Source organism: Dechloromonas denitrificans (assembly GCF_020510685.1).
GTDB lineage: Bacteria > Pseudomonadota > Gammaproteobacteria > Burkholderiales > Rhodocyclaceae > Azonexus > Azonexus denitrificans_A.
The window spans coordinates 2,302,575-2,323,414 of the sequence record NZ_CP075185.1; the positions used below are offsets into that span (position 1 = coordinate 2,302,575).

At 63.2% G+C, this 20,840-nt stretch carries 21 protein-coding genes; 4 read left to right on the forward strand and 17 right to left on the reverse strand.

Going from position 1 to position 20,840, the window contains the following annotated elements:
* Positions 1–187: 187 nt before the first annotated feature.
* Positions 188–2,740 carry a chemotaxis protein CheW gene (locus tag KI611_RS10895; RefSeq protein WP_226419845.1) on the forward strand — a complete coding sequence of 851 codons (2,553 nt, stop codon included), beginning with the start codon at positions 188–190 and terminating at the stop codon, positions 2,738–2,740.
* A 1-nt stretch (position 2,741) separates the two neighbouring features.
* Here KI611_RS10895 and KI611_RS10900 read toward each other — a convergent pair whose 3' ends face one another.
* The 11 genes from KI611_RS10900 to cysE all read right to left on the reverse strand — a co-directional run bounded on the left by KI611_RS10900 (position 2,742) and on the right by cysE (position 10,603).
* Complete coding sequence (locus tag KI611_RS10900) at positions 2,742–3,137, reverse strand: DUF2237 family protein (RefSeq protein WP_226419846.1); 396 nt, start codon at positions 3,135–3,137, stop codon at positions 2,742–2,744.
* Positions 3,134–3,328 (reverse strand): Fe-S cluster assembly protein IscX, encoded by a 195-nt coding sequence (iscX, locus tag KI611_RS10905; RefSeq protein ID WP_226419847.1) that lies wholly within the window; start codon positions 3,326–3,328, stop codon positions 3,134–3,136. The genes KI611_RS10900 and iscX overlap by 4 nt, the downstream gene beginning before the upstream one ends.
* On the reverse strand, positions 3,325–3,669 hold the full coding sequence (gene fdx, locus KI611_RS10910; protein ID WP_226419848.1) for an ISC system 2Fe-2S type ferredoxin: 345 nt from the start codon (positions 3,667–3,669) through the stop codon (positions 3,325–3,327). The genes iscX and fdx overlap by 4 nt, the downstream gene beginning before the upstream one ends.
* Positions 3,666–5,555: a Fe-S protein assembly chaperone HscA gene (hscA, locus tag KI611_RS10915; RefSeq protein WP_226419849.1), complete on the reverse strand. Its 1,890-nt coding sequence runs from the start codon at positions 5,553–5,555 to the stop codon at positions 3,666–3,668. Before hscA ends, fdx begins: the two co-directional genes overlap by 4 nt.
* A gap of 2 nt (positions 5,556–5,557) precedes the next feature.
* Positions 5,558–6,085 (reverse strand): Fe-S protein assembly co-chaperone HscB, encoded by a 528-nt coding sequence (gene hscB / locus KI611_RS10920; protein ID WP_226419850.1) that lies wholly within the window; start codon positions 6,083–6,085, stop codon positions 5,558–5,560.
* Positions 6,085–6,408 (reverse strand): iron-sulfur cluster assembly protein IscA, encoded by a 324-nt coding sequence (gene iscA / locus KI611_RS10925; RefSeq protein WP_226419851.1) that lies wholly within the window; start codon positions 6,406–6,408, stop codon positions 6,085–6,087. The genes hscB and iscA overlap by 1 nt, the downstream gene beginning before the upstream one ends.
* Before the next feature lie 2 nt (positions 6,409–6,410).
* Entirely contained in the window at positions 6,411–6,794 is a 384-nt protein-coding gene (iscU, locus tag KI611_RS10930; protein WP_226419852.1) for a Fe-S cluster assembly scaffold IscU, read from the reverse strand.
* Between the two features lie 87 nt (positions 6,795–6,881).
* Positions 6,882–8,093, reverse strand: coding sequence for an IscS subfamily cysteine desulfurase (locus KI611_RS10935; protein ID WP_226419853.1), 1,212 nt, complete (start codon positions 8,091–8,093; stop codon positions 6,882–6,884).
* Positions 8,094–8,117: 24 nt separating this feature from the next.
* Positions 8,118–9,275, reverse strand: coding sequence for a cysteine desulfurase family protein (locus tag KI611_RS10940; RefSeq protein ID WP_226414172.1), 1,158 nt, complete (start codon positions 9,273–9,275; stop codon positions 8,118–8,120).
* Positions 9,276–9,282: 7 nt separating this feature from the next.
* Positions 9,283–9,789 (reverse strand): Fe-S cluster assembly transcriptional regulator IscR, encoded by a 507-nt coding sequence (iscR, locus tag KI611_RS10945; protein ID WP_226414196.1) that lies wholly within the window; start codon positions 9,787–9,789, stop codon positions 9,283–9,285.
* Positions 9,790–9,847: 58 nt separating this feature from the next.
* Positions 9,848–10,603 carry a serine O-acetyltransferase gene (cysE, locus tag KI611_RS10950; RefSeq protein ID WP_226414202.1) on the reverse strand — a complete coding sequence of 252 codons (756 nt, stop codon included), beginning with the start codon at positions 10,601–10,603 and terminating at the stop codon, positions 9,848–9,850.
* A 142-nt stretch (positions 10,604–10,745) separates the two neighbouring features.
* Here cysE and KI611_RS10955 point away from each other — a divergent pair, with 142 nt between their 5' ends.
* Complete coding sequence (locus KI611_RS10955; protein ID WP_226414205.1) at positions 10,746–12,512, forward strand: serine hydrolase domain-containing protein; 1,767 nt, start codon at positions 10,746–10,748, stop codon at positions 12,510–12,512.
* 3 nt (positions 12,513–12,515) lie between these two features.
* Positions 12,516–12,776, forward strand: a complete 261-nt coding sequence (locus KI611_RS10960; RefSeq protein ID WP_226414208.1) for a phosphopantetheine-binding protein — start codon at positions 12,516–12,518, stop codon at positions 12,774–12,776.
* Here the strand turns inward: KI611_RS10960 and KI611_RS10965 are convergent.
* Genes KI611_RS10965 through lexA form a run of 4 tightly spaced genes read right to left on the reverse strand, consistent with a single transcriptional unit; the run spans position 12,757 to position 18,559 of the window.
* Entirely contained in the window at positions 12,757–15,879 is a 3,123-nt protein-coding gene (locus KI611_RS10965; RefSeq protein ID WP_226414212.1) for an error-prone DNA polymerase, read from the reverse strand. The two genes, KI611_RS10960 and KI611_RS10965, sit on opposite strands and share 20 nt — an antisense overlap.
* A complete protein-coding gene (locus KI611_RS10970) occupies positions 15,863–17,311 on the reverse strand; it encodes a Y-family DNA polymerase (protein ID WP_226414215.1) in 1,449 nt (482 codons plus the stop codon). Before KI611_RS10970 ends, KI611_RS10965 begins: the two co-directional genes overlap by 17 nt.
* Positions 17,244–17,957 (reverse strand): translesion DNA synthesis-associated protein ImuA, encoded by a 714-nt coding sequence (gene imuA / locus KI611_RS10975; protein WP_226414218.1) that lies wholly within the window; start codon positions 17,955–17,957, stop codon positions 17,244–17,246. The genes KI611_RS10970 and imuA overlap by 68 nt, the downstream gene beginning before the upstream one ends.
* Positions 17,954–18,559: a transcriptional repressor LexA gene (lexA, locus tag KI611_RS10980; protein ID WP_226414242.1), complete on the reverse strand. Its 606-nt coding sequence runs from the start codon at positions 18,557–18,559 to the stop codon at positions 17,954–17,956. Before lexA ends, imuA begins: the two co-directional genes overlap by 4 nt.
* Positions 18,560–18,666: 107 nt before the next feature.
* On the opposite strand from lexA, the gene KI611_RS10985 reads away from it, so the two are divergent.
* Positions 18,667–18,972, forward strand: a complete 306-nt coding sequence (locus KI611_RS10985) for a hypothetical protein (RefSeq protein ID WP_226414246.1) — start codon at positions 18,667–18,669, stop codon at positions 18,970–18,972.
* Between the two features lie 4 nt (positions 18,973–18,976).
* Here the strand turns inward: KI611_RS10985 and dgt are convergent, their stop codons facing one another.
* The gene (gene dgt / locus KI611_RS10990; RefSeq protein WP_226414249.1) at positions 18,977–20,320 is read right to left on the reverse strand and encodes a dGTP triphosphohydrolase; all 1,344 of its coding nucleotides are present in this window, start codon (positions 20,318–20,320) and stop codon (positions 18,977–18,979) included.
* A gap of 35 nt (positions 20,321–20,355) precedes the next feature.
* Positions 20,356–20,766: an acyl-CoA thioesterase gene (locus KI611_RS10995; RefSeq protein ID WP_226414254.1), complete on the reverse strand. Its 411-nt coding sequence runs from the start codon at positions 20,764–20,766 to the stop codon at positions 20,356–20,358.
* Positions 20,767–20,840 lie beyond the last annotated feature (74 nt).

The following is a 20,840-nucleotide window of genomic DNA, read 5'->3' on the forward strand; positions in this document are numbered from 1 at the left end:
CTGCGGTCCATGCGGCTGCAACAGGTGGCGCACGCCAGCAAAAACAGCCTGGCACCACGCCGGTGCGTCGCTTGGAAAAAGCGCCTGTTTTAGTGCTGCTAAATGCCCGAAAGCCGCTTCTACTGGGCGTTTTGACGGGCACATCAATTGCTTCGTCAGATATACATGTTGGCAACTGGAGATTTGCGTGGCGAGATACAAAGGCATCGAAGTGAAGGATGGCGTGCGTCAGTTGTTGCCACACATGCCACTGATCGAGGAATACCGGGAAGTGCTGCAATCGCTGCAGGCGGTCTGGGACAACCTCAACCTGCTCGGCCAGATGTCCGGCACGACGGCCGAAATCGGCCAGACGCGCGAAGCGTTCGCCAGCCTGACCAGCGAACTGTTGAACAATCTGGCCGAGCAAACGCTGGCCAAGCGCGAACAGGAAATGAAGGCCAAATCGCAGGTGGTGATCGATATCCTGATCCGCAACCTGTTCGAGCGCACGGCCGACATCGGTTTTCTCACCACCGACGACGCGATTCGCCGCTTTGCCGCCGAGCCGGGCGAACCACGGGCGCTGCAGCAGCGTTTCCAGGAATACGTCCGCAAGTATTCGGTGTACGAGGATGTCGTCCTGCTTGATTGCAACGGCGGCATTCTCGCCCGGCTGGTGCCGGAGGCGCGGGTCCTTGCCATCGGCGACGGCTGGGTCCGCCAGGCCGCGGCTACTACGGCCGCCTATGTCGAGGTCTATGGGCATTCCGGGCTGTTTCCCGAGCAGCCGCGCGCGCTGATCTACGCCTACCGGGTCAGCTCGGCGCAAGGCGAAACGCTCGGCGTACTGGCCCTGTGTTTCCGCTTTGCCGATGAGATGACGCGGATTTTCCGCGGCCTGGCGCAGGCCGACGATCCCGGCGTGATGGCCCTGCTCGACGCTGGTGGCCAGGTCATCGCCAGTAGCGACCCGTGGCAGGTGCCGGTCGGCGCGGAATTGCAGCTGGCCTCCGGCCGCTTGCAGCGCCTGCGCTTCGCCGGGCGCAGTTATCTCGCCTTTGCCAGCGATACCAAAGGCTACCAAGGCTACCTGGGGCCGGGCTGGCGGGGTTTGGTGATGATGCCTGTCGATCAGGCCTTCGACATGCACGACGACGACCAGCTGGCGGCAATCGAGCCCAGCCTGCTGGCTTCGGTGATGTCCGGCGGCCGGGCCTTTTCCGCGACGTTGCGGGCCATCCCGCAGCAGGCCGAGGCCATTCAGCGCGATCTCAGCCGGGCGGTGTGGAACGGTACGGTGCGACAAGGCGCAACGTCCGCCTCGAGCAATTTTTCGAAGATTCTGCTGCGGGAGATCAGCCGCGTCGGCATGAGCATGCGCGAAGTTTTTTCCCGCTCGATCGGCAATCTGCAGACTACCGTCCTGTCGTCGCTGCTCGCCGATAGCCAGTTCTTCGCCGCGCTGGCCGTCGACATCATGGACCGCAATCTGTACGAACGGGCCAACGACTGTCGCTGGTGGGCGCTCGACTCGACGATTCGCCGGCTGATGGCGACGGCTGACGACAACGGCCGGCAAGCCGGGCTGGAAAAGGTAATCGGCTATATCAACAGCCTGTACACCGTGTACGACGACATCCTGCTGTTCGACACGACCGGCAAGGTCATCGCAGCGGCCAACCCGGAGCACGCCAAACTGGTCGGCCAGCCGCTCGACGAACCCTGGGTCGATGAATGCCTGGCCCTGGCCAGCAGCCAGTCCTACGCAGTTTCCCGTTTCGCCGGCAGCCCGCTCTACGCGGCACGGCCGACCTATGTCTATCTGGCAGCCCTGCGCGCGCCGGACGATGCCCGGGTGGTCGGCGGCATCGCCATCGTCTTCGACAGCGCGCCGCAGTTTGCCGCGATGCTTTACGACGCCCTGCCCCGCGAGGCTTCCGGCGAACCGGTGGCCGGCAGCTTCGCCGTCTTCCTCGATGCCGAGGGAAAGATCATCGCGGCGAGCGATCCCGCCTACCAGCCCGGCCAGCAACTTGAAATCCCGCCCGATCTGCTCAAGCCGCCAGCCGGCGGCTGTTCCCGGCTGATCGTCGTGAACGGCCAGGCGATGGCGGTCGGCGCCCGACTATCGACCGGCTACCGCGAATACAAAGGCAGCGAGGATACCTATCGGAACGAAATCACAGCGCTGGTCTTCATTCCGCTCGGGGTTTACGACGCGCAGGCAAGCCTGACCAAGCCGAGCGGTGATGTCGCCAGCCGTCGCTCAAGCATTGCCGCCGACGTTCCGGTCTGCGAAATCGCCACCTTCCACCTTGGCGATCACTGGCTGGGGCTGCCGGTCACGGCGGTCGAGGAGGCCATCGAATTGAGCGGTGCCGCCTGCCTGGCCAATGCCCCGAAACAGGTTTATGGCGCCCTGCTCCATCGCAACGAAGCCTTGCCGATCTACAACCTCGATGCGGCGCTCGGCCTGGCGGTGCCGGCGGAAACCGCGGGCAGCCGGCAGGTGGTCGTGGTGCGCGGCGAAAACGGCGTCAATTTCGGGATTCTGGTGGACCGGCTGGGCGAGATCATGGAAGCCGCGGTCAGCGACATCGACGATTTGTCGAACATCTATGTCGGGGTCGCCTCGGTGCTGGCATCGGTGGTCAAGACGCCGGCCAAGGACGGCTCGTCGATGCTGGTCCTGCTCTCCGTTGCCAGCATGAGCCAGCATCTGCGCGGCAGCCTGTCAGCGGCGCCGCTCGCCGCCTGATTCAGTGCAGGTCGACGGCGTGCTCTTTCAGCGCCGCCAGCGGCACGATTTCGAGGGCGGCCTGGTTGGTCGCGTTGACCGCGACCTGTGGCGCCTTGCCGGCCGCGTATGCCTGCAGCCAGCGAGCGGCGCACAGGCACCAGCGCTGGCCGGGTTGCAGGCCGGGAAAACCGAATTCCGGATGCGGCGTCGACAGGTCGTTGCCGGCAGCTTTCGAGTAGGCGAGAAATTCGGCGGTCAGAACGACACAAACCGTGTGACTGCCGAAATCTTCTTCCGAGGTATTGCAGCAACCATCCCGGAAGAAGCCGGTGACCGGCCGCTCGCTGCAGGGCAGCAAAGGCCCGCCGAGCACATTCAGCTGGTTGCCGCGGCCCGGGAAATCACGGGTTTTCACGCCACCTCGTCGATCCAGGCCTGCTGGATGGCTTCGAGAACCTTTTCGCCGCTGTGCTTCGGATCGTCGTTGAATTTGGGCAAGGCCATGACCCAGTTGCGCAGATCGACAAAGTTGATTTTCAGCGGGTCGATGTCCGGATGCGCTTCGCTCAGTTCGATGGCGATATCGTTGATGTCGGTCCATTTCATTTGCGGTGTCCTTCCTTCGCCATGTTGATGCTGTATTTCGGAATCTCGACGACCAGCGGCGTCGTCCGGACGATCGCCTGGCAGCCGAGGCGGGAGTTGGGTTCCAGACCCCAGGCCTTGTCCAGCAGGTCTTCCTCTTCCTCTTCGGCGGCTTCGAGCGAATCGAAACCCTCGCGGACGATGACGTGACAGGTCGTGCAGGCACAGGACATTTCGCAGGCGTGGTCGAGCTCGATACCGTTTTCCAACAGGTTCTCGCAGATCGATTTGCCCTCTTCCGCCTCGATGACGGCGCCGTCCGGACAGTTCTCGGGGTGCGGCAATACGACGACTTGGGTCATACAACTTCTCCTTCTTCACCAAGCTTGATGTCATCGACCTTGCGGCCCGAGAGGACTTTCTTGATGCTTTGATCCATCCGGCGGTGAGCGAATTCCTGCGTTTCAAAGCCGAGATCGTCCATCGCGATGTTGATCAGGCGGCGATTCTCGCCGTTCATCGTTTCGCGCAGCTTGGCGATGCTGTTCTGTATCTTGGCCGTTTCGGACTCGTTAAGCAGATGCGGGTCTTCCTTCAGCGCGGCTTCGGTCGCCTCGATCATCCGTTGCCCTTCGACCTGCGCTTCCTTGAGCGCCCGGTTGATCGCATCGTCCTTGGCATGCTCCATCGAATCCTTGAGCATGCCGGTGATTTCATCGTCGGACAAACCGTAGGACGGCTTGACGATGACGCTCGCCTCGACGCCGGTCGTCTGTTCGCGCGCCGCCACCGACAGCAGGCCATCGGCATCGACCTGGAAGGTGACACGGATGCGCGCCGCACCGGCCACCATCGGCGGAATGCCACGCAACTCGAAGCGGGCCAGCGAGCGGCAGTCGGAGACCAGCTCGCGCTCGCCCTGGACGACATGGATGGCCATCGCCGTCTGGCCGTCCTTGAAAGTGGTGAATTCCTGGGCGCGCGCCGTCGGGATGGTGGCATTGCGCGGGATCACCTTCTCGGTCAGGCCGCCCATGGTTTCCAGGCCGAGCGACAGCGGAATGACGTCGAGCAGCAGCCAGTCGTCCTTGCCGGTCTTGTTGCCGACCAGCAGATTGGCCTGGGTCGCGGCGCCGAGCGCGACGACCTTGTCCGGATCGAGATTGGTCAGCGGTTCCTGGCGGAAGAAATCGCCGACCGCTTTCTGGATCTGCGGCATGCGCGTCGCGCCGCCGACCATCACCACGCCCTTGATATCTTCGGCGCGCAGACCGGCATCGCGCAGCGCTTTTTTGACCGGTTGCAGCGTCTTCGAGATCAGCGTCTGGGTGATCTCGGCAAAGGTCGCCACATTGAGCTTCAAATCGACCATTTCACCGGTCGACAGGCGCGCCGAAATCGGTGCTTCAGCGTTCAGGGTCAGGAATTCCTTGCCTTCGCGGCAGCGCATCATCAACAGCCGCCCGTCTTCCGGCGACAGCGGCTGCAGCTTGGCCTGCTCAATCACCCAGCAGAAGATACGGTGGTCGAAATCGTCGCCGCCCAGCGCCGAATCGCCGCCGGTGGACATCACTTCGAAGACGCCCTTGGTCAGCTTGAGGATGGAAATATCGAAGGTGCCGCCGCCCAGGTCGTAAACCGCATAGACCCCCTCTGCGCCGTTATCCAGCCCGTAGGCAATGGCGGCAGCGGTCGGTTCGTTGAGCAGGCGCAGCACATTGAGGCCGGCCAGACGGGCGGCATCCTTGGTCGCCTGACGCTGGGCATCGTCGAAATAGGCCGGCACGGTGATCACGGCGCCGACCAGATCGCCGCCCAGCGCAGTCTCGGCCCGTTCCTTGAGGGTTTTCAGGATTTCCGCCGAGACTTCGACCGGACTCTTGATGCCGGCGATCGTCTTGACCTTGACCATGCCCGGCGCTTCGACGAAGTCGTAGGGCATCGATTCGACGTGCGAAATATCCTTCAGCCCGCGCCCCATGAAGCGCTTGACCGAAACCACGGTATTGCGCGGATCGACCGCCTGGTGGGTCTGGGCGTCGTAACCGACTTCGGTCGTGTGGTCGGCGTGATAACGCACCACGGAGGGCAGCAAGGTACGCCCATGCTCGTCGCTCAGGCAGATCGAGATGCCGCTGCGCACGGTGGCGACCAGTGAGTTGGTCGTGCCGAGGTCGATGCCGACAGCCAGTTTGTGCTCATGCGGGGCGGCCGACTCACCAGGCTCGGCAATTTGAAACAGGGCCATTTTTATTCTTCCAGCGACGCCAACGCGTCGTCGATTTCGTACAACAGTTTTTCCAGAAACATCAGCCGGCGCACACGGTCGGTGGCCAGCGCGTAATCGTCATTACCGTCGAGCAGTTCGCCGAGTTCTTCATAACGCTGCTTGATGTCGGCGTGCAGGCGGTTATGCAGATGTTCCAGTTCGTGATGATCGCCGCCGTTGCGGGCATCCATCACCGCTTCGCGCCACTCCATCTGCTCCATCAGGAAATCGGTCGGCATCGCGGTATTGCTCTCCGCCTGGATGTCGTGGCCGGTCAGATGCAGCAGGTACTTGGCCCGTTCCAGCGGCTTTTTCAACGTCTGGTAAGCCTCGTTGGCATGCGTCGCCCACTGCATCGACATCCGTCGCTCGGCATCGCCGGCGTTGGCGAAACGGTCCGGATGGACCTGGGCCTGAATGTCGCGATAGCGGGAATCGAGGTCGGACAGATCGAGCCGGAAACTCCGGCTCAATCCGAACAGGGCGAAGTGGTCGGCGCGAAAATCCATCAGACGTTAAATGATTCGCCGCAACCGCACTGATCCTTGACGTTCGGGTTGTTGAACTTGAACCCTTCGTTCAGGCCTTCGCGGGCGAAGTCGAGTTCCATTCCCTCGAGATAAGGCATGCTCTTGGCGTCGACGAAGACCTTGACGCCATTGCTTTCGAATACCAGATCCTCGGGATCAACCTCGTCGACAAATTCCAGCTTGTAGGCCATGCCGGAACAGCCGCTGGTCCGCACGCCGAGACGCAGGCCGATGCCCTTGCCCCGTTTGGTCAGGTAATTGGCGACGTGCTGCGCCGCCTTGTCGCTCAAGGTGACTGCCATGCTTATTCTCCGTGCTTTTTCTTGTAATCGGCCACGGCTGCCTTGATGGCATCCTCGGCCAGAATCGAACAGTGGATTTTAACCGGCGGCAGGGCCAGTTCTTCAGCAATTTCGGTGTTTTTGATGGCCAGGGCCTGATCGACCGTCTTGCCCTTGACCCATTCGGTGACCAGCGACGACGAGGCGATCGCCGAGCCGCAACCGTAGGTCTTGAACTTGGCGTCCTCGATCACCCCGGCCTTGTTGACCTTGATTTGCAGCTTCATCACGTCGCCGCAGGCCGGCGCGCCGACCATGCCGGTACCGACCCCGTCGTCTTCCTTGGCAAAGGAACCGACGTTGCGCGGATTCTCATAATGATCAATGACTTTGACGCTATAGCTCATGTTGTTTCTCCTAAAATCAGTTATTCGTTGTTAGTTATTAGTCGCTAGCAAAAGCTTGCTGATAACTAGCGACTACCGACTAGCAACTCAATGCGCTGCCCACTGAACGGTGCTCAGATCAACACCGTCCTTGAACATTTCCCACAGCGGCGAAAGTTCGCGTAACTTCCCAACTTTCGCTTTCAACAAGTTGATTGCATAGTCTATTTCTTCTTCCGTTGTGAAGCGGCCGATACTGAAACGGATCGAGCTATGAGCCAGTTCGTCGTCGCGACCGAGGGCGCGCAAAACATAGGACGGTTCCAGACTGGCCGAGGTGCAAGCCGAGCCGGATGAGACCGCGAGATCCTTGATCGCCATGATCATCGACTCGCCTTCGACATAGGCGAAACTGATGTTCAGGTTGTGGGCGACGCGCTGCTCGAGGTCGCCATTGACGAAAGTCGCTTCCATGTCCTGCAGGCCCTTGAGCAGACGGTCGCGCAAGGCGCCGACGCGCTTGTTTTCTTCGGCCATTTCTTCCTTGGCCAAACGGAAACATTCGCCCATGCCGACGATCTGATGCGTCGGCAGCGTGCCGGAACGGAAACCGCGCTCGTGACCGCCGCCATGCATCTGCGCTTCGAGGCGAATGCGCGGCTTGCGCCGGACGTACAGCGCGCCGATGCCCTTCGGACCATAGGTCTTGTGGGCGCAGAAACTCATCAGATCGACCTTCAGCTTGCTCAGGTCGATATCGACCTTGCCGGTCGCCTGGGCGGCATCGACGTGGAAGATGATGCCCTTGTCGCGGCAGATTTCGCCCAGTTCGGCAATCGGCTGGATGACGCCGACTTCGTTATTGACGTACATCACCGAGACCAGCACGGTATCCGGACGAATCGCCGCCTTGAAGACTTCCAGGTCGAGCAGGCCGTTTTCCTGGACATCGAGATAGGTCGCCTCGAAACCCTGGCGCTCCATCTCGCGCACGGTATCGAGCACTGCCTTGTGTTCGGTCTTCACGGTGATGATGTGCTTGCCCTTGGTGCTGGCGTAGAAATTGGCGGCTCCCTTGATGGCGAGATTGTTCGATTCGGTTGCGCCGGAGGTCCAGATGATTTCCTTCGGATCGGCCCCGACCAGCGCGGCGACCTGTTCGCGCGCTTCCTCGACGGCAGCTTCCGCCACCCAGCCAAAGCTGTGCGAACGCGAGGCCGGGTTGCCAAAATGCTCGCACAGGTAAGGAATCATTTTTTCCGCCACGCGTGGGTCGACCGGGGTGGTCGCCGAGTAATCCAGGTAAATAGGAAGTTTCATCGTATTCTCGCTAAGTCGGGTTGTTCAGACAGCCATCGCTGTCAGTCCCTGCAGGCGTCCGACGGTAACCTGCAAGGCGTTGATGAATTGTTCGATTTCCAGATCAGTGTTGCTCGCGCCAAGACTGACGCGCACCGCACCACGGGCGATTTCCGGTGCCACGCCCATCGCCCGCAAGACATGCGACGGTTCCGGGTTGGCGCTGGAACAGGCGGCGCCACTGGCTACGGCGAATCCCGCCCGATCCAGTTTGCCGACCAGGGTTTCGCCATCGATATCGGAAAAGGCGAAATAACTGGTATTCGGCAAACGTTTCGCGTCCGTTGCAAAAATCCGCGCACCCAGCCCCACCAGTCCGGCCTCCAGTTTCGCCTGCATGGCCCGCAAGCGAGCGGGTAGTTCGGCAACAGCTTGCGCCGCAAGTTCCGCTGCGACACCGAATCCGACAATCGCCGGCACGTTTTCCGTACCGGAACGCAGGCCGCGTTCATGGCCGCCGCCAGCAATCAGCGGCTGCAGTTCGACCCGCTTGTCGAGCACCAGTGCCGCCGCGCCTTTCGGGCCGCAAGCCTTGTGCGCCGACAGCGTCAGGGCATGAACACCGGCCGCGTTCAGCGCCCGAAAATCTATCGCCAGCTTGCCCAGCGCCTGTGCCGCATCGCTGTGGAACCAGGCGCCACCGGCCTTGGCGGTCGCCGCCAAGGCCGCGATATCCTGCACGACACCGGTTTCGTTATTGGCCAGCATCACCGAAATCAGTTTCGGTTGGGCCAGCAAGGCGGCCGCATAGTCTGCCAAATCGAGCCGGCCGGAACCATCCACCGCCAGCGTTCGTACCTGCCAGCCCTGCCTTGCCAATTGCGCGGCCGGCTTGAGCACGCAGGGGTGTTCGATGGCGCTGACCGCCAGCAGGCCGGGCTTCAGCGAAGCGGCGGCGCCCTTGATGAACAGGTTGTTGGTTTCGCTGCCGCCACTGGTAAAGACCACCTCGGTCGGGTGGGCGTTGACCGCTGCGGCTACCTGTTGGCGCGCCGCATCGATCGCCCGCCGTGCCGCCCGGCCGAATTCGTGCCGGCTCGACGCATTGCCGTACTGGCTTTCCAGCCAGGGCAGCATGGCCGCCAGCACCGCGGGATCGAGCGGTGTCGTGGCGTTGTGGTCGAGGTAGGCAGGCCGGAACATGGCGTTCTCAGATGACCGCAGCCGTCTTTTCGCGACCGGCTTTGGCCCGCACCGGCGGGCTCGAGCGCCGCTTGTCTTCGAGCACGCTCGGAGCAACCCCGGCCAGCTTGAGCTTCTGGCGATCGACCAGTTCGGCCAGCGTCACCGAAGACAGGTAGTCGTACATTTTCGAGTTGAGCGTGGACCACAGGTCGTGCGTCATGCAGCGATGTTCATCGTGACAGTTTTCGCGGCCGCCGCATTGCGTCGCATCGAGCTGCTCGTCGACAGCGCGGATGATGTCGGCCACGGTTACCAGGTTGAGCGGCCGGGCGATGCAGTAACCGCCACCCGGACCACGCACGCTGTCAACCAGTCGATAGCGGCGCAGCTTGCCGAACAGCTGCTCGAGATAGGACAAGGAAATCTTCTGCCGCTCGCTGACGCTGGCCAGCGCTACCGGCCCGCCTTCGCCGCGCAAGGCCAGATCGATCATGGCAGTAACGGCGAAACGCCCTTTGGTGGTCAAACGCATTGCTGCTCTCCCGCTAATAACCTAGTATTATGGTCAACTATAACGAAGCCGCAGCAAATTAGTCAACTATTTTACTCAGGTAATTGGGATCGAAGCGATCGGCCGCCAGCACTTCGTTGTCGCACTTGACGCCCTGCTCTGCCAGCTCCTTGAGCAGCGAGGTCAGGCGACGGTCGGTCTCGGCCGCGTGGTCGAGCAGCGCATGAACGGCCTTGGCCAGCGGATCGTCCTGATCGCGCCCGACGGCATAGGCGGAGAAACCCATTTTTTCGGCTTGCGCCTGGCGTTGCCGGCTTTGCTCCGAGTTGTCGAGAATCCGCGCCGGATTGCCGACCGCTGTGGCGCCGGCCGGCATCGGTTTGGTGACGACGGCATTGGAGCCAATCTTGGCGCCGGCGGCGATCGTGATCGGCCCGAGCACTTTGGCGCCGGCCCCGACCACCACGCCATTTTCCAGCGTCGGGTGACGCTTGCCCTTGTGCCACGAGGTGCCGCCCAGCGTAACGCCGTGGTAGAGCGTCACGTCGTCGTGGATTTCGGCTGTTTCGCCGATCACCACGCCCATGCCGTGGTCGATGAAGAAGCGCCGGCCGATGGTGGCTCCCGGGTGGATTTCGATGCCGGTGAAGAAGCGGGCCAGATGTGCCGTAAAACGTGCCAGCCAGCGCAGCCGGTGGCCCCACAGCCAGTGCGCCAGGCGATGCAGGATCAGGGCATGGATGCCCGGATAGCAGGTGAGCACCTCCCAGAACGAGCGGGCTGCCGGATCGCGGTCAAAAACCGCACGGATATCCTCACGCAGATACCGGAACATGAAGCCAAATCTCCCTTTTCAAACGAGGGCGAATTTTAAAATACTCGACTGAATTTGTCAGCTATTTTCCCCTGCGGCGAGCCTAGGTATCTGATTTATAATCGCGCGCCGCGTCGCCAACCCACCGTGAGAGCTTTTTTCCATGTCCAGCCGCCTTCTTCCGCTCGTCGCCAGCACTCTGCTGCTGCTCGCTGCCTGCGCCACGCCGCCGCCGGTTTCGGAAGGCAGCAGCCGCGGCGATTATCGGCACACGCAAAACTATCTTTCCTGGTTGATCGACCGCGAGATGGCGGCCAACGAGATCACCGGCATCAGTATCGCGCTGGTCGATGATCAGCGGATCGTCTGGCAAAAGGGTTTCGGTTTCGCCGATCGCGAAAACGATATTGCGGCGACGCCGGAGACGGTTTATCGCGCCGGCTCGATTGCCAAGGTATTTACCGCCGCCGCCACCATGCAGTTGGCCGAACAGGGCAAGATCAACATCGACCAGCCGCTGGCCGCCGCCCTGCCCGAGTTTGCCATCAAAACCCGCTTTCCCAATGCCGGGCCGGTCACACCGCGCAACGTGATGAGCCATCATTCCGGGTTGCCTTCCAATTTCCTGCGCGGCATGTTCGTCCGCGAGCCGGGGCGTTTTGAAACGGTGGTCGACGAACTGCGCGACGAACACCTGACCTTCCCGCCCAATTTCGTCTTTTCCTATTCCAACGTCGGCATGGCGCTGCTCGGCGCGACGGTCCAGAAAGTCAGCGGCGAACCGTTCAACGATTACATGGAACGCCATTTCTTTCAGCCGCTGGGCATGACCCAGAGCAGCTTCGCCTCGCGGGCGATTGCCAAGGCCTACGATCACAACCAGGAAGTTGAAGTCTTCTCGTTGCGCGACATGCCGGCCGCCAACCTGCTGAGCAATGTCGTCGATCTCGGCCAGTTCATCAAGATGCAGTTCGCCGACGGCAAGGCCGGCGACCGGCAGGTATTGTCCGGCGCCACGGTGCGCGAGATGTTCCGCGTCCAGAACAAGGATTTGCCGCTGACTTTTCAGCAATACGTCGGCCTCGGCTGGATGATGAGCGGCATCGAAGTGCCAGGCGGCGGCCCGGTCGCCAGCCATGGCGGCTCGCTGCCCGATTCGCACAGCATGATGGCGCTGCTGCCGGAGCATAAGCTGGGCGTCGTCGTGCTCTCCAACTCGGCGACCTCGGCGGTTTCCGTTTCGAAAATCGCCACCGAAGCGCTGCGCCTGATGCTCGAAGCCAAGACCGGCATCCGCCCGGCGCCGACCCCAGTGGTCCGTTCCCCCGAGCGCGCCCCGAACAGCGAGGAACTGCAATTCTTCAACGGCCATTTCGATACGCTGGTCGGACTGGCCAAGGTTTCCACCGCATCCGGCAAGATCGATGCCGATGCGGTCGGCCATCATTTCCAGCTGGTGCCGCACGAAGACGGCTTGCTCACGCTCAAGTACAAGGTCTTCGGCATGGTGCCGGTGCGGGTCGGGGCTTTTGAGGATATCCGCCTGTCGATTGCCACGGTTAACGGACGGCAGATCGTCGTCGGGCGCATCGGCGGCGAATCGCTGATGTTCGGCGAGAAGCTGACACCAAGCGCCATTCCGGAAAAATTCCTGCAGCTGATCGGGCGCTACGAAATCATCGACAAGATCGATGGCCCGGCCCCCGACCATATCATCCTCAAGGAAGACGACGGCCTGCTGGTCGGCGAAATGCGCTTCCCGGAGAAACCCGAACTGCTGTTGCGCATCGGCTTTCAGCCGGTTTCCGAGAACGAGGCGGTGACCGCCGGCCTGGGCAGCGGACGCGGCGACACGCTGCGCCTGATCAATGAAGAGAACGAAGAACGGCTGGGTTTTTCCGGCTTCCAGCTACGCAAGAAACTGAACTGAGACATGGAAACACTGCACGCGGAACTCAAGGCTTTCATCATCGAAACGATGAATCTCGAAGACATCACGCCGGCCGAGATCGGCAATGACACGGTGCTCTTCGCCGAGGATGGCCTCGGGCTGGATTCGATCGACGCTCTCGAACTGGTGCTGGCCCTGAAGAAAAAGTATGGAATCGTGCTCGAAGCCAAGGACGCAGGCGCCCGCGAGCACCTGCGGTCGGTGGCGACGCTGGCAGCACTGATCAGTGAAAGTCGCGGCTGACCGTTTCCAGCCGACCGAGCCAGGCGGAAAGGTCGACCAGCCGCTTGGCCACCAGATGCACCACTTCGCCCTCCTTCTGCAACTGTCCATAGACGCCGAGCAAGGCTGAGCCGAGCAGCTCGCGCCGCTGCTTGTCGACGAGTTGCGGATGGACGACGACATTGACCAGCCCGCTTTCGTCTTCCAGCGTGACAAAGACGATGCCGGTCGCGGTTCCCGGTCGCTGTCGGCCAACCACGATGCCGGCGGTGCGGATCAAGGCCCGCTGGCCAGCCGTGCGCAAGCTGGCAGCCATGACGAAGCGGCGCGCCGTGAGATGCTCGCGGAGCAGCGTCAGCGGATGCTCGCGCAGCGTCAGGCCGAGGCTGCGGTAATCGGCCACCAGATTTTCCCCGGCATTCGGCGCCGCCAGTTCGGCCGTGCTTTCGCGTACCGGCAAGCCGTCGAACAGATCGCCCTGAAGACATCCTTTATTGGGTGGCGCCGTTCTTTCGACGCTCGCTGCCCAGGCGGCCTGCCGGCGGTGGCCGGCCAGGCTGGCCAGGGCATCGGCCGCGGCGAGCAGGTCGAGATCGCGCCGGGACAGAGCGGCCCGCGCCGCCAGGTCGGCGACACTGGCAAAAGGCTGTTGCCGGCGATCTGCCGCGGCAATGCGTTGGGCGGCCGTTTGGGAAAATCCGCCGATCTCGCGCAGACCGAGACGCACCGCGCCATTTTCGTCGAGCCGGCTGTCCCAGTCGCTGGTCGCGACGTCCGGCGGCAGCACCGTGACCCCATGCCGCCGGGCATCCTGGATCAGCATCGATGGCGAATAGAAACCCATCGGCTGGCTGTTCAACAAACCGCACAGGAAGGCCGCCGGTTCATGGCGCTTCAGCCAGGCCGAAGCATAGACCAGCAAGGCAAAACTGGCGGCGTGCGACTCGGGAAAACCGTATTCGCCGAACCCCTGGATCTGGGCGATGATCCGCCGGGCAAAGCTTTCCGGCAGGCCATTGGCCGCCATGCCGGCCAGCAGTTTCTGCTCGAAAGGCTCGAGCCCGCCCTTGCGCTTCCAGGCGGCCATCGCCCGGCGCAACTGATCGGCTTCGCCGGGCGTGAAATCGGCGGCAACGACCGCCAGTTGCATGACCTGTTCCTGAAAGATCGGCACGCCATATGTGCGGGCCAGCACGGCATCGACGGCCGGCGAAATCTGCTCAATTTTTTCCTTGCCCTGCCGCCGTTTCAGATAGGGATGCACCATGTCGCCCTGAATCGGCCCCGGCCGGACCAGCGCCACTTCGACCACCAGATCGTAGAAGTTGCGTGGTTGCAGACGCGGCAGCATGGCCATCTGGGCCCGCGACTCGACCTGGAAGACGCCCATGCTGTCGGCGTGGCAAAGCATTTCGTAGGTGGCCGGGTCTTCCGGCGGAATGGCCTGCAGTGCGAACGGCCGGCCGCGGCGCTCGCCGACCATGTCGAGCGTCCGGCGAATCGCCGACAACATGCCGAGGGCCAGGACATCGACCTTCATCAGACCCATCGCATCGAGGTCATCCTTATCCCACTGGATGACGCTGCGCGCTTCCATTGCCGCATTTTCGACCGGCACCAGCCGCGACAACGGCCCGCGCGAAATGACGAAGCCGCCGACATGCTGCGTCAAGTGGCGGGGAAAACCGCGCAGGGCGGCGGCAATGGCCAGCCATTTCTCGACCCGCGGCGCCGTCGGGTCAAGGCCGAGTTCGGCGAAGCGCTCCGGCAATTGTTCGCGCTGGTCCCACCAGGCCAGGGAGGCGGTCAGCGCATTGATCTGGGCGATGCCGAAGCCGAGCGCCCGGCCCGCATCGCGCAAGGCGCCCTTGGTCCGGTAGGTGATCAGCGCGGCAGCCAGCGCCGCCCGATCGCGGCCGTATTTGCCGTAGATGTACTGGATGACCTCCTCGCGCCGCTCGTGCTCGAAATCGACGTCGATATCCGGTGGTTCGCCGCGCTCTTTGGAAACGAAGCGCTCGAACAGCAAGGCCGAGCGGGCCGGGTCGACCTCAGTGACGCCGAGCGCGTAACAGACCGCCGAATTGGCCGCCGAGCCCCGCCCCTGGCAGAGGATGTGCTGGCTGCGGGCAAAGCAGACGATGTCGTAGACGGTCAGGAAATAGGCTTCGTAGTTCATTTCGCCGATCAGGGTCAGCTCGTGCTCGACGCGTTCGCGCACGCTGTCCGGCACGCCATCCGGATAACGCCGCCCCAGGCCGCGCTCGGTTTCGGCGCGCAGCCAGGAAGCCGGTGTTTCGCCGGCCGGAATGATTTCTTCCGGGTATTCGTAGCGCAGTTCGTCGAGCGAAAAGGTGCATCGGGCGGCGATTTTCAGCGTTTCGGCGAGCAGCTCGGGCGGATAGAGACGGGCCAGGCGCAAGCGCGAGCGCAAATGCCGCTCGCCATTCGGATAAAGCGCGTAACCGGCCTCAAAGACCGTCGTTTTCAGTCGGAGCGCAGTCAGCACATCCTGTACCGGGCGCCGGGAACGCCCATGCATATGCACGTCGCCCGCCGCCACCAGCGGCAGGCCGCTCGCTGCACCGAGGTCCTGCAGGCATTCCAATCGGGCCGCATCATCCGGGCCGGCGTGGAGTTCGACGGCCAGCCAGGCCCGCCCGGGAAAGCGCGCCGCCAGCCAGCGCCCATCGTCGAGCGAAGGCGCAGCCCCTGGAACCCAGAGCACCAGACAATCGGGCAACGCACCGCTCGGCGAAATGGCCTCCAGATCGTTGCGCTGCAGGGTATAGGCGCCCTTTTCCGCGCGCCGCCGGGCCAGCGTAATGAGCGCCGACAGGTTGCCGTAGCCATGGCGGTTGCCAGCCAGAAAGACCAGCTTCAGGCCATCCGAAGTCGTCATCTCGCTGCCGATAATGAATTTCAGGCCGGCCGCTTGCGCCGCCAGATGCGCCCGCACGACGCCGGCCAGCGAACACTCGTCGGTCAGCGCCAGTGCCTGATAGCCTTGGGCCAGCGCCTTTTTCGCCAACTCATCCGGATGCGAAGCGCCGCGCAGGAAGGTGAAATTGGAGAGGCAGTGCAGTTCGGCGTAGTCGGGGAGTTGTTCAGCTGAACAGGCCATGCAGGTACCATCCTTGCGCATCGCGAAACACCCAGGCCCATTGCCCCTGCGGGTTGCGAGCCACGAAATAGTCGCGCCGCACATCGCCGGCCGCGGCGGCTTCCCCTTCGTCCCACCAGCCGCTTTCCAGCCGCTCGGCGCGCGACAGCAGCTTCAGCGGACCATGCCAATGCGGCTGACCGGCCCGTTCGGCCAGCGACTGCGGGGCCGGCAGCAGCCACAGCGGGCGCCGGGGCGGCATGGCGGCGGCCGGCGGTGGCGACGGCTTGGGCTGGGCAACATCCGCTGCGGCATCGCGGTGCACACTGGCGCACTCCGGCCGGTAATCCGCTTTCTCGCCGAGCATCTGGACGGCTGCTTCGCCAAGCCGCGCCCGCAGACGCTCAAGGCAAGCCAACGCGCCCTCGCCGACCGGTGCCGCGTCGAACAGATGGGCGCTGGCTCCCGGCTTGTTCTCGACTTCATCGGCGAGCAGCCGCAAGACCTCAACCGGCGCGGCCAAGTGCAGCCGGGCAAGCTGCTCGCGCAGCAGACGGAGAAAACGCCCCTCGTCAGCCGCCGGTTCGGCAAAGCGCAGAACCAGCGCAGTGAGCGAGCCATCATCGTGCTTCAGTTGCAGCGTACAGGCGCGGACCAACAGCTGCCGGCCATGCAGCCAGCCGGCCAGCGCGGCGAACAGTCGCTGTCCGGCGAAGGCCAGCGCCTCGGCACGCTCGACGCGGGCCGGCAGCTCGATTTCAATGGCAAAGCTTTCGGGAAAAACGAAAGGCTGTTGCGGGTCCGGCAGCTCGCCCCTCGCCCGCAACAGATCGTCGACCGGCTCGCTGCCGATCCGCCGCCGCAAACCGGCGGCGGGCAAGGCCTGCAGATCGCCGAGATGTTTCAGGCCAAAAGAGGCCAGCCGACTCTGTGCCTCGGCCGGCCAGCCGGGAACGGCGCATGGCAAGCCGGCCAGCGCCGCCTGCATGGCCGCCGGCTCGCGATAAATGGCGCCGGCTCCGGCCTGTGCCAGCCAGCGCCCGCCGAGCGCGGTCGGCGCCACCGCCCAGGTGGGCGAATAACACTGTTCGGCACAACCGGCAAGGACCGCGTCGACGATCGGTTCCACGCCGCCGAACAGGCGCAGGCAGCCACCGATTTCCAGCAGCAAGGTATTCGGTGGCGCCAGACTGAGTGTCGGCGTGAATCGCCCGGCCCAGCAGGCAAGGCTTTCCAGTGCGCCGTTTTCGCGCACCGCTTCCCGCTCGAAAACGGCCAGGCCGGGCTGCAGGCCGAGCGCCGTCGACAGCTTTTGCCCGCTCTTGACCCCTGCCTCTGCTGCCTGCCGGTCGCAGGCCAGCACCCGTCCGCGACTGACGACCGCGCTAGGCGACTGCCGCAGCGGCAGGGCCTCGAGCGGTAGCAAGGGAAAGTGAAGGGCCAGCCAGAGCACGTGACGATCTCCCGGGACGGGGCAAAGACAAATTGAGCGGGCGCGCCGCGGGTCGGCCGCGCCGCTTGAGGATCTGCACCGACAAACCGTTTTCACTCGTCGCCAAAGTCAGGCGCAAAGGCGCCGGCGACGGGACTGCGGCCTGTGTCAGCGGCCGCCACAGGCAGGTAAAAGTGGCCTGACCTTCGGCAGCGACCTGCAAACGCCGCAGCGCCTGGGCGCCGATACCGGCTTCCGGCCAGACCAGCAGGCCGGCAAAGCCGCCACAGGCGAGCAGTTGTTCGCAGCACCAGGCGGCCTGCTTGCCGGCCTGGACGACGACCAGCCGATCGAGAGCCAGCCCGGCCGCCGCCCAGGCCGGTGCATGCGGCAACCACGGCGGGGCAACCAGAGCCAGCCAGCCGCCTTCGGCCGATAGCCGCGCCAGAGCCGGCAACAGCAAACTCATTTCGCCGAGACCGCTGCGGTCGATCAGGATTTCCGTAAGGTTGCCACGTGGCCAACCGCCACCCGGCAATTCGGCATCGAGTTCGGCATGACCACTCGGGATGGCGCTGGTCGGCAGGCTGGCCAGGGTGTCGCCGCGCCAGATATCGCCTCTGGCCAGGACCTCCGCCAACGTGGCCGGTAACGCCACTGCGCTCATGACAAGCTGCTGATCGCCCCGCGAATCAAGCCGACGGCAACGCCTTCGATGGCGAAATCGACCTCGGCCGGATTGACGATGATCGGCTCGTAATCCGGGTTTTCGGCAATCAATTCGATCAGGCCGTTACGCCGCTTCAGGCGCTTGACGGTGACATCCTCGGCCACCCGGGCGATGACGATCTGGCCGTCGCGCGCCTCGGCGGTTTTATGCACGGCGAGCAGATCGCCATCGAAGATGCCGGCATCGATCATCGACAGGCCACGCACCTTGAGCAGGTAATCGGCGCGCGGGCTGAACAACTGGGCATCGAGCGCATAGCGGCCCTGTACATTTTCCACCGCAAGAATCGGCGAACCGGCCGCCACCATGCCGATCAACGGCAAGCCAAGCTGCTCGACCAGCCGGATGCCGCGCGCCGAACCGGGTTCGAGGACGATGGCTCCCTTCTTGGCGAGCGCCTTGAGGTGATCTTCCGCAGCGTTGGGTGAAGCGAAGCCGAAGGCGTGGGAAATCTCCATGCGCGTCGGTGGCGCACCGAGCACTTCCAGCGTGCTCCGGATGAAGTCGAGAATTTCCTGCTGACGTGGCGTGAGTTTCATGGTCTGCTCCGCTAAAAACCTATGGCTGTATTTTTGTACAGTATCCGGTTTTTGGCAAGCGGAGAATGGGCTAATATCCGGTCATCCTCCGGATTGGAAATCACCGCATGAAATTGCAGCAACTCCCCAACGGCGCCCGCTTCGAATACCAGGGCCGGGTCTTCGTCAAAACCGGGCCGCTGACCGCCCGCTCGGAAAACGGCGGACAGCAGATCATTCCCCGCTCCGCGACCCTCAAAGCGCTCGACCCTCCGGCCCCGGAACAAACTTCCGCCGGGCGCGGCAAGCTGAGCGAAAGCCTTGTCCTCTCGGCCTTCGATACCTTCTACCGGACCTCTACCCGCCTGGTCGATGCAGCGTCCAGACCGGCACTGGAAGAAGCCCGCGCCCGCTTCCTGGCGGCCCTGCAGTAGCCGCTCAAGTCGGCAGATCGACACCCTTGAGCTTGCGGTACATATCGACCGCGTAGGAATCGGTCATCCCGGCGACGAAGTCGGCCACCTGCAGCAGGCGAATATACGGGTCGGCATCCGGCTCGCCGCCATGACCGAGGAACTGGGCCGGCAGCAATTTGAGCAACATGCGTTCGCGGGTGGTGAACCGGGCATGCCCTGCCCCGGCCTCGACCGCCTGGGTAAACAGGCCGAGCAGTGCACCCAGCACCTCGAAACCGGCGGTTTCGATTTCCAGCGCCGGACGGGCCGTGTAGATCGTCTCCTTGGCCAGCTTCAAAACCGCCTGCAAGGGAAAGAAGGCCGGCGACTGGGTCAGCAATTCGTCATCGAACTCGCCCTTGAGGATGGCATCCTCGTTTTCCAGAAATACTGCAGCGGCACTTTCCAGCAAGCGGCCGATGGCCTTGGCGCGCAGATATTCGAGCCGCTCCTTCGGATCGTGCAGGCGATCCAGCCGGCCGCCGTTAACCGTATTGCCGGCCAGATCGGCAAGCAACAGTTCGGCATCGCGATAGGGCACAAAACCGAGCTTGGCGGCATCTTCCAGATCGACGATCAGATAGCAGGTGTCGTCCGCCACCTCGACCAGAAAGGCCAGCGGATGGCGGCGCCAGGCGGTGCCGGGAAGGCGTTCGACCAGCCCGGTCGACTGCGCGACGCGCCGAAAAGCCTCGGCATCCTGCTGAAAAAAGCCGAATTTCTTGCTGCTTTTGCCGTCCAGCTCGGCCTCGAGATGCGACGGCCGCGGATACTTGGTAAACGTGGCGAGCACCGCGCTGGTCAGCTGCAAACCGGGATTGGCCGGGCTTTGCAGCCGGGTGACGATGCGGAAACCCTGGGCATTGCCCTCGTAACGCTCGAAGTCGGCGCGCTGGGCAGGGGTGAAGGGATGACGATCGAGCAGGCCGGACTGACGAAACCACTCGCGGATCGCATCCTCGCCGGCATGGCCGAAGGGCGGGTTGCCGATGTCGTGGGCCAGGCAGGCCGCCGCGACAATCGCCCCGAAATCGCCGGATTCGACATGCTGCAAACCATGCCGGGCAATGATTTCGCGGCCGACCACGGCGCCCAGCGAACGGCCGACGCAGCTTGCTTCCAGGCTGTGCGTCAGGCGGGTGCGCACGTAATCGCTCTTGGATAGCGGAAAAACCTGCGTCTTGTCCTTCAGGCGCCGAAAGGCCGAGGTGAAGACGATACGGTCGTAGTCCTGCTGGAAGGCCGTCCGCTCCGGCGTGCCCGGCGCCTTGCCGGCCCCCGGACGATCCGCCGACAGCAGTTTTTCCCAGATTTTTCGTTGGCCCATGTGGTTCGAAGTTGGCGACAGGATGGGCTGCGAGTTTACTCTGCTTCGAGCATTGCCCGCACGTGATCCGGCAGTGGAACGGACTTTCCGGTCTGCGTATCCATCCACACCACCTTGGCCGCACCCTCGGCATACAGGCGCTCGTCGCCCTCGATATACATTTCCACATAAGTCTGCACGCTGGAACGGCCGGGCGGGCCGGTAAAAGTGCGGACCTCAACACGGCCGGGGTAGCTCATCGGAATCAGGAAGGTGCAGCTGGCATTGATGATGACCGGCCCGGCCCCGCCCGGGCGCACCAGAATATTCATCGCCTCGATCCACTCGACGCGTGCCTGCTCCATGTAGCGAAAATAGACCGTATTGTTGACATGGCCGTAAGCATCCATGTCGCCCCAGCGAATGGGCATCTTGCACACGTGAATAAGTTTCTTTTTCTCTTCCATATTCCTGAAAAGCGCGAGGGGTTGATCAATGCGTTTCCATACTGTACCGTATTGTCAATAGCGTCACAATAAAT

Coding starts and splice junctions, on each gene's coding strand:
- iscX (WP_226419847.1), bottom strand. CDS start 3,328: ATGAAATGGACCGACATCAACGATATCGCCATCGAACTGAGCGAAGCG.
- fdx (WP_226419848.1), bottom strand. CDS start 3,669: ATGACCCAAGTCGTCGTATTGCCGCACCCCGAGAACTGTCCGGACGGC.
- hscA (WP_226419849.1), bottom strand. CDS start 5,555: ATGGCCCTGTTTCAAATTGCCGAGCCTGGTGAGTCGGCCGCCCCGCAT.
- hscB (WP_226419850.1), bottom strand. CDS start 6,085: ATGGATTTTCGCGCCGACCACTTCGCCCTGTTCGGATTGAGCCGGAGT.
- iscA (WP_226419851.1), bottom strand. CDS start 6,408: ATGGCAGTCACCTTGAGCGACAAGGCGGCGCAGCACGTCGCCAATTAC.
- iscU (WP_226419852.1), bottom strand. CDS start 6,794: ATGAGCTATAGCGTCAAAGTCATTGATCATTATGAGAATCCGCGCAAC.
- KI611_RS10935 (WP_226419853.1), bottom strand. CDS start 8,093: ATGAAACTTCCTATTTACCTGGATTACTCGGCGACCACCCCGGTCGAC.
- KI611_RS10940 (WP_226414172.1), bottom strand. CDS start 9,275: ATGTTCCGGCCTGCCTACCTCGACCACAACGCCACGACACCGCTCGAT.
- iscR (WP_226414196.1), bottom strand. CDS start 9,789: ATGCGTTTGACCACCAAAGGGCGTTTCGCCGTTACTGCCATGATCGAT.
- cysE (WP_226414202.1), bottom strand. CDS start 10,603: ATGTTCCGGTATCTGCGTGAGGATATCCGTGCGGTTTTTGACCGCGAT.
- KI611_RS10955 (WP_226414205.1), top strand. CDS start 10,746: ATGTCCAGCCGCCTTCTTCCGCTCGTCGCCAGCACTCTGCTGCTGCTC.
- KI611_RS10960 (WP_226414208.1), top strand. CDS start 12,516: ATGGAAACACTGCACGCGGAACTCAAGGCTTTCATCATCGAAACGATG.
- KI611_RS10965 (WP_226414212.1), bottom strand. CDS start 15,879: ATGGCCTGTTCAGCTGAACAACTCCCCGACTACGCCGAACTGCACTGC.
- imuA (WP_226414218.1), bottom strand. CDS start 17,957: ATGAGCGCAGTGGCGTTACCGGCCACGTTGGCGGAGGTCCTGGCCAGA.
- lexA (WP_226414242.1), bottom strand. CDS start 18,559: ATGAAACTCACGCCACGTCAGCAGGAAATTCTCGACTTCATCCGGAGC.
- KI611_RS10985 (WP_226414246.1), top strand. CDS start 18,667: ATGAAATTGCAGCAACTCCCCAACGGCGCCCGCTTCGAATACCAGGGC.
- dgt (WP_226414249.1), bottom strand. CDS start 20,320: ATGGGCCAACGAAAAATCTGGGAAAAACTGCTGTCGGCGGATCGTCCG.
- KI611_RS10995 (WP_226414254.1), bottom strand. CDS start 20,766: ATGGAAGAGAAAAAGAAACTTATTCACGTGTGCAAGATGCCCATTCGC.